Here is a 13,618-nt window from a genome sequence, read left to right on the forward strand (position 1 = left end):
TATTAACCGCCAGATTCGAAGTGAATTGATTCAGCCACCGAGGCTCGTTGCTTGTTTGATGGGCGAGAATGAGAGGCACCTTGCAGCACACTCACACGATTGCGGCCATGTCGCTTGGCTTGATATAACGCACGATCCGCGCATTGTACCAAATCGCCATAATCTTGATCCGGCGCTGGGATCATACACGCCGCCCCCAGGCTCATCGTCAGTTGCTGGGTGGATGCCGCGTCCAAGTGTTCGATGTTCGCCGCTAATATCGCTTGCCTCGCCCGTTCAGCCACATCCATCGCGCCGTTTAGCCCTGTCTGTGGTAAGACAATCGCAAATTCTTCCCCCCCATAACGGGCAACCATATCCATCGGGCGATGAACGGACGATTTTAGCGCCTTGGCCACTTGCTGTAAGGCCCAGTCACCCCGCTGGTGGCCATAGTGATCGTTGTAAAGCTTAAAATGATCTATATCGCAAAGAATAAACGCCAGGGGGGTCTGCTCTCTGGCGTGTGAACGCCACAGCGTGCTCAATTGCTCGTCAAGACTGCGTCGGTTAGCCACTTGAGTAAGGCTATCAACAAAGCTGAGCTCCTGCAGTGCCATGATGGCATCGGCTAACTGTTGTTGTGTCTCTTTCCGTTCGGTGATATCACGTGCCATCAGCAGCACAGCCGGTGCCAACGTGACCGGATCTTGAATGCGTGACTTGGTCACCTCATACCAAGTTTGCTCACCCGTATCCGTTAAAATGACATCTTCATAGGTAATGGTTCCACCCGTTTCTAGCACCTGTTTATCACGCGCTTTGTGTTGATCAAATATCTCCGGATCCACCACATATTGCGCCGGTGCATTCTCGAGCGCTTCAATGGTGGTGCCAAGCGCATCGGCATACGCTTGATTACACGCCAAGTGATAATAGTCTTGATCAAAAATACCGATAGGGTCGACACTCGCTTGGAAAATCGCACTGAGCAAGTTACTTCGCTGCTCCAGCACTTGCTCAACCGAGTGACGCTGTTGTGCWTCTTTTTGTAACCGCTCCTGCATCTGGTGCCAATTGGTCACATCATGGCTAATACTCAATGTGCCTATCACTTCCTGCTTATCATTTTTAAGCGTTGTGATATTCGTTTCCAATAAGCAGCTCTGATCATGATGTTGTGTCGCCCAGGTACGTACTGTTCGCGGCTCGGAAAGCGGCTCACCGGCTTGCCAAAGCACTGCTTCCTGCTCTCGGCCCTGCCAGAAGCGGTCAAAGGCGGCGTTCGTACCCACCACGTTTCCCTCAACATCTTGAAAGCATACGAGCTCCGCCAAGGAATTAATCACGCTTAAAAGCACACCTTGTTCTTGTTGCTGCAGGTGCCATTGCGTGTTGGACTCAGAGGCAGAAAATGAAATGAGCCAGGCACGCTTGCCGCGACAGCGGATCGGCAAGCCAGATAAGGTCACCTCAACCCGCACCCGATTCGCGCCCGGGGCTCTGACTTTGGCTTCAACATTAGAAAATGGCTGAGGCCAACGCTGCGCCACAATAAAAGCGCGCACCGCTTGCTGTTGTTTTTCATTGGCGGTTTTAAACCGGTTGTGGCTACCTACCAGCGAAAAAGACTCCACACAAGGTGCATTGGCATACAAGATATCACCATCATCGGCCGTGACAATCGCATGTGGCGTGTCTAACCCGGCCATGTAAACCCGCCAATCGGATAACGCCAGTGTCGCTCGACGCGCGCGCCAACCGTAGCCAAGCAAAGCGCCTAACACGAAAACCAAGCTAAAACTAAAAAACGCCATGCCACTCCTGTCTGCCTTATTACTGTCCTTGATCGTATTCACGCCCTACCTCACCGGCGACGTATTCTGCCACAGTTTTGATAGAACGCGTGATTGTCCTGTTCACAGCTTTGCGAATATCATTTGTTATTTTATTACATCAATTGACAGTGCTTTTTGCTATGAAAGAGAAAGCATATAACGCACCCTTCTTTATTCATCATCAAAGCTAGAATATCTACTCGAATTCGCCTTTTATTTAATAATTATTTAACAAAATGGCATAATTGCGAATAGATATTATTCATCAAAAAAACCACAATAAATACTTTTACATCAGTCATTTACAATAAAGACATACTTCTATTGCTATGCATAAAGGATGCATATAAAAATTTGACCTTTGCAAGGTTTACCGTTAATTTGGAAGGTCGCTGAATAGCGCTTTGCCTGTGTATTCTCTGTCAATCCATCGATAAAACAGTGAGTTAGAGCGTAGATCACCGACTTTTCTCGTTAAAAAATCACAACATAACGAGCGCACAGTCACAAAGCGAATCTGTTCAGAGTGGTCAGGAGGATCACGACAATAAATGCAATCACTGCGCGTAACGCAGTAGCAAGGGAGAATTGCAATGTCGCTGTACAACCCAATGCTGGAAAAAGATAACTGTGGTTTTGGCCTTATCGCCCATCAAGAGGGGGAGCCCAGCCACAAACTGGTTCGTACTGCTATCGCTGCACTTGACCGCATGACCCACCGAGGTGGCATCAACTCTGACGGCAAGACAGGCGATGGTTGTGGGCTACTACTGCAAAAGCCCGACCGCTTTTTCCGCCTTATTGCTGAGCAAAACCAATGGAAGCTGAGCCGTCTATATGCGGTCGGCATGATTTTTCTCAGTGCCGATCCGGCAAAAGCCCAACAAGCCAAACAACGCTTCGAGCAAGAAATCAACGCTGAAACGCTATCAGTGGTGGGATGGCGGACCGTACCGACCAACCCAGATGTACTCGGGGATATCGCCAAACAGTCTCAACCGGTCATTGAACAAGTGTTTATCAATGGTCCAGCAGGCTGGCGCGCACGCGATTTAGAGCGACGCCTGTATATTGCGCGTCGCCGTGCAGAAAAAGCCTTGGCAGACGATGCTGACTTTTATGTCACCAGCCTATCCACACAAACCATTGTTTACAAAGGGTTGTGTATGCCAGCGGATCTGCCTCGTTTTTACACCGATCTCGCGGATCTGCGCCTAGAGTCATCTATCTGCTTGTTCCACCAGCGTTTCAGTACCAATACTCAACCACGCTGGCCGCTCGCACAGCCCTTTAGATACCTTGCCCACAACGGCGAAATCAACACCATTGAGGGGAACCGTCAGTGGGCACGCACACGTGCATACAAATTTAACTCCCCTTTGTTGCCTGACTTACATCAAGCCGCCCCGTTTGTGAATGAATCAGGGTCTGATTCCTCAAGCCTCGACAACATGATGGAAGTTTTTCTCGCCGGTGGGATGGACTTATTCCGGGCTATGCGCTTACTGGTGCCGCCCGCATGGCAAAATCACCCAGATATGGATGATGAACTGCGCGCATTTTATGACTTTAACTCCATGCATATGGAGCCATGGGACGGGCCAGCGGGCATCGTGATGTCAGACGGCCGCTATGCCGCCTGTAATCTTGACCGCAACGGCCTGCGTCCGGCGCGCTATGTGGTTACCAAAGATAAGTTTATTACCCTCGCCTCCGAGATTGGGATCTGGGATTACGCACCTGACGAAGTGTCAGAAAAAGGCCGCGTGGGCCCGGGTGAGCTTTTAGTGATCGATACCCGCGAAGGGAAGATTTGGCACTCAGGTGAAATCGATGATGAGCTAAAAAGCCGTCATCCGTATCGTGAGTGGCTGGACCAACATGTCCGTCGTCTCACACCGTTTGAAGACTTAGATCCTGACACCAGTGAAGGCAGCCGTAACCTTAAAGACGCCCAGCTTAAGACCTATCAAAAGCTGTTTGGGATGTCGAATGAGGAAGTGGATCAGGTCGTCAAAGTGCTGGGCGATATTGGCCAAGAAGCCACTGGCTCCATGGGTGATGATACGCCAATGGCGGTACTATCGTCGCGTCCACGCTGTGTGAGCGATTACTTCCGGCAAAAATTTGCCCAGGTGACTAACCCACCGATTGATCCGCTGCGCGAGAACCACGTGATGTCTCTGGCCACCTGTATTGGCCGTGAAATGAATGTGTTCTGTGAAACCGATGGGCACGCCGAGCGGGTCGCGTTTAAGTCTCCGGTTCTTTTGTTCTCGGATCTGGTGCAACTGCTCGAGCTGGACGATACCTATTATCGCAACAGCATTTTAGATATTAATTACGATCCGAACGAAAAAGATCTTCATCAAGCCATCCTCGATTTATGCGATCAGGCCGAGCGTTGTGTCCGTGATGGCACCGTTCTTGTGGTGCTCTCTGACCGCAGTATCAATAAAGATACGCTGCCGATTCCTGCGGCAATGGCGGTCGGTGCGGTGCAAAAACGCTTGGTTAACCAAAACCTACGCTGTGATGCCAACATCATTATCGAAACCGGCAGTGCTCGCGACCCCCATCAATTTGCGGTGTTACTCGGGTTTGGTGCCACGGCGGTTTATCCTTACTTAGCCTATGAAACACTGGCGAACTTGGTCGATATTGGCGCCGTCGATAAGCCGTATCGCGATGTGATGGTCAACTTCCGTAATGGCATTAATAAAGGCCTTTACAAGATCATGTCAAAAATGGGGATTTCGACCATTGCCTCTTACCGTTGCTCGCAGTTGTTCGAGGCGGTTGGCTTGCACCAAGATGTGATTGAGCTTTGCTTTAAAGGCGTGGCTAGCCGCATTCAAGGGGCCAATTTTGATGATTTCCAACAAGATTTGATCAACCTATCTCGCCGAGCATGGATCAAGCGTAAACCGCTAGAACATGGCGGTCTGCTTAAGTATGTCCACGATGGCGAGTACCACGCGTATAACCCAGATGTGGTGACCAACTTGCAAAGCGCGGTGCGATCTGGCGAAGCCATGGATTACAAAACCTACGCTAAAACCGTGAACGAGCGTCCTGTGGCAACCTTGCGCGATTTAATGCAACTGAAAAAAGCGGCCTCACCGGTTGCGCTCGAGCGTGTAGAGCCGGCAACGGAGCTGTTCAAACGGTTTGACTCGGCGGCAATGTCTATCGGTGCCTTGAGCCCGGAAGCGCACGAAGCGCTGGCTATTGCCATGAACCGTCTAGGTGGCCACTCAAACTCCGGCGAAGGAGGCGAAGACCCACGTCGTTTCAATAGCGAACGCAATTCACGCATCAAACAGATTGCATCTGGCCGTTTTGGCGTCACCCCGCACTATCTGACCAATGCGGATGTGCTGCAAATCAAGGTTGCCCAAGGCGCGAAGCCCGGAGAAGGTGGACAACTGCCTGGCCATAAGGTGACAGCAGAAATTGCTAAACTGCGTTTCTCCGTCCCCGGCGTGACCTTGATTTCGCCACCGCCGCATCATGATATTTACTCGATTGAGGATTTAGCCCAGCTGATCTTCGATCTCAAACAAGTTAATCCGCAGGCACTCGTGTCGGTTAAGCTGGTTTCAGAGCCAGGCGTAGGCACCATTGCCACCGGGGTGGCCAAAGCGTACGCCGACCTAATAACCATCTCAGGGTACGACGGTGGGACAGGTGCCAGCCCGCTCACCTCGGTAAAATATGCAGGTAGCCCATGGGAATTGGGGCTCGCTGAAACTCAGCAAGCACTGGTTGAAAACGGCTTGCGCCATAAGATCCGTTTACAAGTCGACGGGGGCCTAAAAACCGGTTTAGACATTGTCAAAGCCGCTATCTTAGGCGCAGAAAGCTTTGGCTTTGGTACCGCCCCTATGGTCGCACTTGGCTGTAAATACCTTCGTATTTGCCACCTCAATAACTGTGCAACTGGCGTTGCTACTCAAGATGAAACCTTGCGTAGTGAGTACTTTAAAGGCCTGCCCGAGCAAGTGATGAACTTCTTCAAAGGCCTAGGGGAAGAAGTGCGCGAGCTGCTGGCCGAACTAGGGGTGGAAAAGCTCACCGATCTGATTGGTCGAACCGACCTCCTTGAGGCGGTTGATGGCTTTACCGCCAAGCAACTGAAGCTCGACCTAAGCCATATTCTCGATGCGCCAACGCCGTGGCCAGGTAAAACCTTGTATTGCAGTGAGCCTAACACGCCATTTGACAAGGCTGAGCTTAACCAAGCCCTGCTTAGTGAGCTGGGTGAAGCTATTGCGGCCAACCACAGTGCCAGTGTCTACAAGTCTGTTCGTAATACCGACCGTTCAGTCGGTGCCAGCTTGTCTGGTGCGATTGCCAAGCGTTACGGCAATACCGGAATGGCAGCTAACCCGCTGGATGTCCAGCTGCAAGGTACCGCTGGCCAATCGCTCGGGGTATGGAATGCCGCGGGAGTGAACATCACCCTTATTGGGGATGCTAACGACTACGTCGGAAAAGGCATGAGCGGCGGACAGATTGTGATCCGGCCCCCTATCGGCTCAGCATTTGCCAGTCATGAGTCCACCATCATGGGTAACACCTGCCTATACGGTGCCACTGGGGGCAAATTGTTTGCGGCCGGTAAAGCCGGTGAGCGTTTTGCCGTGCGTAACTCAGGTGTCCATGCCATTGTGGAAGGCGCGGGCGACAATGCGTGTGAATACATGACGGGAGGCATTGTGGCCATTCTCGGTCGCACCGGGGTCAACTTTGGCGCTGGGATGACCGGTGGCTTCGCATACGTGCTGGATGAAGAGGGCGATTTTAACGGTCGTATCAACCCTGAGTTGGTTGAAGCGCTGTCGTTGGAGGCTTTGGCTATCCATCAAGAGCACTTACGTGGCCTGATAGCCCAACACTTCGAGCTGACCGGCTCGGATCGTGCACAACAGCTGCTCGATGACTTTGACACTTGGGTACACCGTTTCTACCTCGTCAAACCGAAAGCCGCTGATGTGAATACCTTATTAGGCCACCAAAGTCGCAGCGCTGCTGAGCTGCGCGTTCAGGCGCAGTAAAAGGAGGGACCCATGAGCCAGAACATCTATCAGTTTATTGATGTGCAGCGCATTGACCCGCGCAAAAAAGCGATTGAAACGCGCAAAATTGAGTTCGTTGAAATCTATGAACCCTTCACTGAAAAAGAGGTGTCAGCACAAGCGGATCGTTGTCTTGACTGTGGCAACCCCTACTGTGAATGGAAGTGCCCAGTGCACAACTATATTCCGCAGTGGCTCAAGCTCGCCAACGAGGGTCGGATTATAGAAGCGGTTGAGCTGTCGCACCAAACCAATAGCCTGCCCGAGGTATGTGGTCGCGTGTGCCCACAAGACCGTCTCTGCGAGGGGGACTGCACCCTCAACGACGACTTTGGCGCCGTCACCATCGGCAATGTCGAAAAGTACATCACGGACAAAGCCTTTGAGATGGGCTGGAAGCCTGACATGTCACATGTTGAGTGGACAGATAAAAAAGTCGCTGTGATTGGTGCCGGCCCAGCAGGACTCGCCTGCGCCGATGTACTGGTCCGCAACGGGGTAAAACCCGTGGTCTTTGACCGCTACCCAGAAATTGGGGGCTTGCTCACCTTTGGCATTCCATCTTTTAAGCTGGAAAAAGATGTGATGCGGCATCGTCAGCGTGTCTTTACCGAGATGGGGGTTGAGTTTCGCCTCAACACCGAAGTAGGTAAAGATATCGACATGCAAACCTTGGTCGATGACTACGATGCGGTTTTCTTAGGGGTTGGCACCTACAAGTATATGCGTGCAGGCCTCGCCAATGAAGATGCGCCCGGCGTCTTTGATGCGCTGCCCTTCTTAGTCTCCAACACCTATAAGGTGATGGCTCTGGACAACGCTCCACCGTTCATCGATATGGCGGGGAAACGTGTCGTGGTGCTTGGAGGGGGAGATACCGCGATGGACTGTGTCCGTACCTCGATTCGTCAACAAGCCGCCAGTGTCACTTGTGCCTATCGTCGTGATGAGGAAAACATGCCTGGCTCGCGCCGTGAGGTCAAAAATGCCCGCGAAGAAGGGGTGAACTTTATGTTCAACCTGCAACCGTTAGGGATTGAAGTCGACGGTAATGGCAATGTTAGCGGCGTCACTGTGGTGAAAACCCAGCTCGGAGAGCCTGATGCTGCGGGTCGCCGCCGCCCAGAGCCAATTGAGGGCAGTGAGCATGTGCTGGAAGCGGACGCGGTGATCATGGCCTTTGGTTTTCAGCCACACGCGATGGAGTGGCTAGAACCTTACGATGTCGCCCTTGATGAGCGCGGACGAATCCAAGCGCCCGCAAAAGGTGATATCTTGTACCAAACTACGAACCCCAAAATTTTTGCCGGGGGCGATGCGGTGCGCGGCTCCGATTTGGTGGTGACGGCCATTGATGAAGGTCGCAAAGCAGCAGAAGGCATCATGGACTACCTAGAAGTATAGCGCGGGCGACGCACCAAAGGCATCGTCCGACATCGTTCACGTAGACATCGATGTTATCTATCCAGAAGTGCCTCAGGGAGGCACTTTTTTATTGCCTCATGTACACTAACGGCATTTACACGAACAGGATTATCAGCATGAAAATCGGCATTATTGGCGCCATGGAGCAAGAAGTCACTCTACTGCGCGACAAGCTGGAAAACAGCGCCACTCACCAAGAAGGCGGCTGCACCTTTTATACTGGCACTTTGCAAGGCCATGATATCGTGTTACTTCAGTCTGGCATCGGTAAGGTTGCTGCTGCCGTTGGTACCAGCTTGCTGCTATCACAATTCAAACCTGACTGGGTGATCAACACAGGGTCGGCCGGTGCGTTTGAGCCCTCACTCAATCTGGGTGATGTGGTAGTGTCTTCCAAAGTCTGCTATCACGATGCGGATGCCACTGCATTCGGCTATCAAATGGGACAAGTGCCGCAGCAACCGGCGGTCTTCGAATCCGATGAAGCATTAATGCAACTCGCAGAAAAAGCAGTGGACAGCCAAACACATGTGGTGCGTGGCTTGATCTGTACCGCCGATACCTTTGTGCACACCGATGCCCACCGCCAACATATCTATACCCACTTCCCAGATGCGGTGGCCGCCGAAATGGAAGCGGCAGCGATCGCGCAAGTGTGTGCCCAGTTTGCCACGCCTTTTGTGGTAGTGCGCGCCATCTCCGATGTCGTGGCAGAAAAAGAGTCACCCATGACCTTTGAAGAGTTTCTGCCGTTAGCGGCCAAAAGCTCATCGGCCATGGTGGAAAACATGATCGCAATGATCGACGCCTGATCACTCAACCCCATGGATGATTTGCTCAATCCGCAACAATGGATGATCTACGCCGCCGACCAAGGCCGCTTATGGGCGCTGTGGTTGGCGGTATTAGTGCACTGGCTACTCCCATTGCCCAGTCAATACTCTCCGTTTCAATACTGGCGACAGTATGCCGACTTGCTCGCGAGCCAAGTCAACAAAGATACAGACCCTAAGCGCCAGCGTAAGCTTGCCGGTGCGCTCGCCTTAATGTTGATGGGTGGCACCCTCGCCATTTTTTTAATCGCCACCCGAGAGCTCGTTTGGTCGCGTCCCCTGTTCGATGCCATATTGCTCTGGCTCGCACTTGATTGGCGGCCAATCGATAAGTTTGGCCACACCATCGCCCATGCGATAGACCAACATGACAAGGGCGCAGCGCGCGCGTTGCTCGCCACACGCGTCAATCGTGAAACCGAGTCTCTGTCATTGATCGGAATAGGAAAAGCGGGCGCGGAAACACTGCTTCTTGGCACAGCGCGGCACTGTGTTTGCGTGATATTTTATTATCTGCTCGCAGGCGGTGTGGGTGCCTTGCTATACACCAGCTTGGTACACCTTCACCGCGTTTGGACCCCAAGCCGCTTAAGCTATTACCCGTTTGGACTCGCCAGCGCCCGCTTATTGAACCTGTTGGATATAGTGCCAATGGGGCTGTTTGCTGTGATCGTGGCAATGAGCCGTCAACCTTGGTCACACCTAAAAACCGGCTGGCAGCAGGGCAGACGCTGGCGAACGCCTGGTTCAGGTTGGCTACTCGCGTGTGCAGGTAGTCGCTTCCAGCTCTCTCTAGGCGGCCCGGCTGTTTATCAAGGTACTAAGACCTTGAGAACCAAAATTGGCTATGGGGTCACCCCTGCTTGTTATCACCTTTTATTGCTGCGCTTGAAGTTAACCCACAGTGTTTTAATCTGGCTCGGGTTATGCTCCTTGGTTTTAATCGTTTAAGGACACTGATTGATGCCACGTTTTCGTGCCCTTTGTACCCTTTTTCGCTTGCAAGCCTGTTGGCTTGTCTTGGCCTTAACATGGATGCCTTTTGCTCACGCCACTCCGTTGCGAGTGATTAGTCTCGCCCCCCACGCCACAGAGCTGGCTTATGCCGCTGGGCTTGGCCCCAATATGGTCGCTGCAAGTGCCTACAGTGATTATCCGCAGCCGGCTCAGTCGCTCGAACGCGTGGCCAACTATCGGGGAGTCAAACTCGAACGCATTATCGCCCTGCAACCGGATCTTATTTTAGCTTGGCGCGGCGGGAATCCGCCCAAACCTCTGGAAGCCTTGGCGGAATTAGGCTTTACCATCCGTTACCTCAACCCAGACACGCTCAGTGATATTGGTCAGTTTATTCGCGAGCTGGGTCATTATAGCGAGAGCCCAGACATCGCCACACGCAATGCTAACGCCTTTGATCAAAAGCTGGCGCAATTAAACGCCCAGTACCGCAGTGCAGAGCCCGTTCCCTACTTTTACTTACTCAGTGACACGCCACTGATGACCGCCAGTAACCGAGCCTGGCCGAGTCAGTTATTTCGTTTATGTGGAGGGAAAAATATCTTCGCCGACAGCCCCGCCGCCTATCCACAAGTCAATATGGAACAAGTCATCACACGTGCCCCCAAAGTGCTTTTCCACACAGGCGAGCAGCTACCAGACAGTTGGCATTCAATGGCTGAGTTGCTGCCTAAGGCGACGCGCCAGTTTACTTGGTCACTTAACCCGGATTGGCTCACTCGCGCGACCCCTCGTGCATTAAACGCCGCCGAGCAAATTTGTACCGCCCTCGATGAAGTCCGTCAGGCACAATAGGATTTAGCATGACTCAGACCATGATTTTGTATTTATTCGACTTATTCGGTACGGCCGTGTTCGCAATTTCCGGGGTGCTGGTGGCGGGCCGTCTGCGTATGGATCCCTTTGGCGTGGTCGTTCTCGCCTGTGCAACCGCCATTGGCGGCGGGACAGTGCGAGATATGGCGATGGGCGCCAAACCTGCGTTTTGGATCACCGACACCACCTATATCTGGGTGATTTTAGCCACCTGTGTGGCCACTATGCTACTTATCCGTCACCCTCGCCGTCTCCCCTGGTACGTGCTGCCTTGTGCCGATGCCATTGGGTTGGCGGTCTTTGTGGGTATCGGTGTCGATAAAGCCCTGAGTTGTGGCGCATCTCCCTTGGTAGCGGTGATCATGGGCGTGATCACCGCGTGTGGCGGCGGCATTATTCGTGATGTGCTCGCGCGCGAAGTACCTATGGTGCTGAGAACAGAAGTGTATGCCACTGCCTGTATTGCTGGCGGCATCGTTCATACGCTCGCCGTTCAAGTCAGCCCGGGCTCTGTCACTGCCTCTATTGTGGGTATGGTCACCACACTATTGATTCGCTTAGCGGCGATCCGCTGGCATTTGTCCTTGCCACCATTCGCGCTAGACAGGTCTTAAAAGCCATTATTGGGACAGTATGCCGAGCCTGAATAGACAGCGGTTGAAATTTAGACAACACACCCTAAGGTCTGACGTACAGTCTCAGTAAAGGAGCCACTATGATCAGCATTGCCATCATTTATCATTCTGTCGACGATCATACTCATGCGCTAGCCACCACGATTGCGGAAGGCATTCATGCCGGCGATGCCGAACCTGTGGTTTACCGCATTGAGCCAGACATGATTGAAAACGGACGCTTTGTCGATGACAAGGTGTTTGAAAAGCTTAAAGACGTTGATGCGATTATCTTCGGTGCGCCAACCTACATGGGTGGACCGAGCGCCCAATTTAAGGCGTTTGCCGATGCCTCTAGCCCCACCTGGGAGCGCCAAGACTGGCGAGGAAAGTACGCGGCAGGCTTTACCGTAGGCACCTACCCAGGAGGTGACCAGCCACAGACACTGCAGTATTTCCAAACCTTAGCCAGCCAGCATGACATGCTGTGGTTAAGTCTAGGTCGCGCCAACATAGGGGTGGAAAAGATTAATCCAAGTGGCACAAGCCTTGGGGTGACTGCACACACGCCAGACGATGATCAACCTAACGAAGCCTGCCTACAAACGGCGTTTTATCTTGGTCAACACATGGTACGTGCACTAAAAGGCGTTTGGCACACCTAGTGGCTAAGCGCCAGTCCCACTATCGGTGTTGAGTATTTGATATAAAAAACCCTCGCGTCATGCGAGGGTTTTGCACTCTCAGTGGCTGCTGAATACGCCAGCTAGGGTGCGGTTTAGCTGAGCGTCACCCGAGCAAACTTGCGTTTTCCCACTTGGTAAACGGCTTCACCCGCGGCAGGCACTAACTTGGTATCTTCGACTTTTTCGCCATCAATTTTCACCGCGCCTTGGCGAACCATACGCAGCGCATCCGAGGTGGAGTTAACCAACCCCGCCTCTTTTAATAGGTTAGCAATCGCCATACCTTGCTCGAAGGTGAAGCTTGGCATTTCATCCGGCATCGCGCCTTTTTGGAAGCGATTGACGAACGTTTGCTCAGCGGCATCGGCGTCGGCTTCGGAGTGGAAACGCGCGATGATTTCTTTGGCTAGCAGGATCTTAATATCACGTGGGTTTTTACCCGCTTGTACGTCCTGCTTAAATTGGACGATTTCCTCGAGGGGACGGAAAGACAGCAGCTCATAGTAATCCCACATCAGATCGTCAGAAATCGACATGATTTTACCGAACATATCATCCGGGCGTTCGCTCACACCAATGTAGTTGTGTGCTGACTTCGACATCTTTTTAACGCCATCTAACCCAACCAGCAGTGGCATGGTCATCACCACTTGCGGCTTCTGTCCTGCTTGCTTTTGTAGCTCACGCCCCATCAGCAAATTGAACTTTTGGTCAGTGCCGCCCAGCTCAACGTCAGCTTCCAGTGCCACCGAATCGTGCCCTTGAAGCAGTGGGTAGATAAACTCATGGATAGCAATGGCTTGGTTGCTGGTATAACGCTTTTTAAAGTCATCACGCTCAAGCATGCGAGCCACGGTCGAGCTTGCCGCCAAACGGATCATGCCATCTGTGCCCAGCTCCCCTAGCCATTTCGAGTTGAATTCGATACGCGTTTTCGCCGGATCCAGAATTTTGAACACCTGCTCTTTATAGGTCTCTGCATTTTGCAGCACCTGTTCACGTGTCAATGGTGGACGGGTAGTATTTTTACCACTTGGGTCACCCACCATACCGGTATAATCACCAATCAAGAAGATCACTTCGTGGCCAAGCGCTTGAAAAGCTCGCAGCTTATTAAGGATCACTGTGTGACCCAGGTGGATATCGGGTGCGGTGGGGTCCGCGCCAAGTTTGATGCGAAGAGGACGATCCTCTTTCAGCTTTGCCACCAGCTCGTCTTCCGGGATTACTTCATCTACGCCACGTTTTAGTTCTGCTAGCGCAGCTTCCAGGCTCGCCATAGTCTCTTGCTCCTACCCAATAGGCAAAAATGTGATAAACCGACATACT

The 13,618-nt window shown here is 52.3% G+C and carries 9 protein-coding genes; 7 read left to right on the forward strand and 2 right to left on the reverse strand.

Going from position 1 to position 13,618, the window contains the following annotated elements:
- Positions 1-2 precede the first annotated feature (2 nt).
- Positions 3-1,796, reverse strand: coding sequence for a GGDEF domain-containing protein (locus BZG73_RS00805; RefSeq protein ID WP_077667340.1), 1,794 nt, complete (start codon positions 1,794-1,796; stop codon positions 3-5).
- 614 nt (positions 1,797-2,410) lie between these two features.
- Between BZG73_RS00805 and gltB the strand changes: the two genes are divergently transcribed.
- The 7 genes from gltB to BZG73_RS00840 all read left to right on the forward strand — a co-directional run bounded on the left by gltB (position 2,411) and on the right by BZG73_RS00840 (position 12,268).
- Entirely contained in the window at positions 2,411-6,877 is a 4,467-nt protein-coding gene (gene gltB, locus BZG73_RS00810) for a glutamate synthase large subunit (protein WP_077578763.1), read from the forward strand.
- A 12-nt stretch (positions 6,878-6,889) separates the two neighbouring features.
- A complete protein-coding gene (locus BZG73_RS00815; RefSeq protein ID WP_046074048.1) occupies positions 6,890-8,302 on the forward strand; it encodes an FAD-dependent oxidoreductase in 1,413 nt (470 codons plus the stop codon).
- A 137-nt stretch (positions 8,303-8,439) separates the two neighbouring features.
- Positions 8,440-9,135: a 5'-methylthioadenosine/S-adenosylhomocysteine nucleosidase gene (gene mtnN / locus BZG73_RS00820; RefSeq protein WP_046074047.1), complete on the forward strand. Its 696-nt coding sequence runs from the start codon at positions 8,440-8,442 to the stop codon at positions 9,133-9,135.
- Positions 9,136-9,147: 12 nt separating this feature from the next.
- Entirely contained in the window at positions 9,148-10,107 is a 960-nt protein-coding gene (locus BZG73_RS00825; protein WP_046074046.1) for a cobalamin biosynthesis protein, read from the forward strand.
- Positions 10,108-10,119: 12 nt separating this feature from the next.
- Positions 10,120-10,968: a vitamin B12 ABC transporter substrate-binding protein BtuF gene (gene btuF, locus BZG73_RS00830; RefSeq protein WP_101494444.1), complete on the forward strand. Its 849-nt coding sequence runs from the start codon at positions 10,120-10,122 to the stop codon at positions 10,966-10,968.
- A gap of 20 nt (positions 10,969-10,988) precedes the next feature.
- Positions 10,989-11,603, forward strand: a complete 615-nt coding sequence (locus BZG73_RS00835; RefSeq protein WP_077667373.1) for a TRIC cation channel family protein — start codon at positions 10,989-10,991, stop codon at positions 11,601-11,603.
- A 101-nt stretch (positions 11,604-11,704) separates the two neighbouring features.
- Positions 11,705-12,268 carry a flavodoxin family protein gene (locus tag BZG73_RS00840; protein ID WP_077606124.1) on the forward strand — a complete coding sequence of 188 codons (564 nt, stop codon included), beginning with the start codon at positions 11,705-11,707 and terminating at the stop codon, positions 12,266-12,268.
- A gap of 113 nt (positions 12,269-12,381) precedes the next feature.
- On the opposite strand, the gene tyrS is transcribed toward BZG73_RS00840, so the two are convergent.
- The gene (tyrS, locus tag BZG73_RS00845; RefSeq protein WP_077578760.1) at positions 12,382-13,569 is read right to left on the reverse strand and encodes a tyrosine--tRNA ligase; all 1,188 of its coding nucleotides are present in this window, start codon (positions 13,567-13,569) and stop codon (positions 12,382-12,384) included.
- Between the last annotated feature and the right edge of the window lie 49 nt (positions 13,570-13,618).

The organism is Salinivibrio siamensis (assembly GCF_001996005.1).
Lineage (GTDB): Bacteria > Pseudomonadota > Gammaproteobacteria > Enterobacterales > Vibrionaceae > Salinivibrio > Salinivibrio siamensis.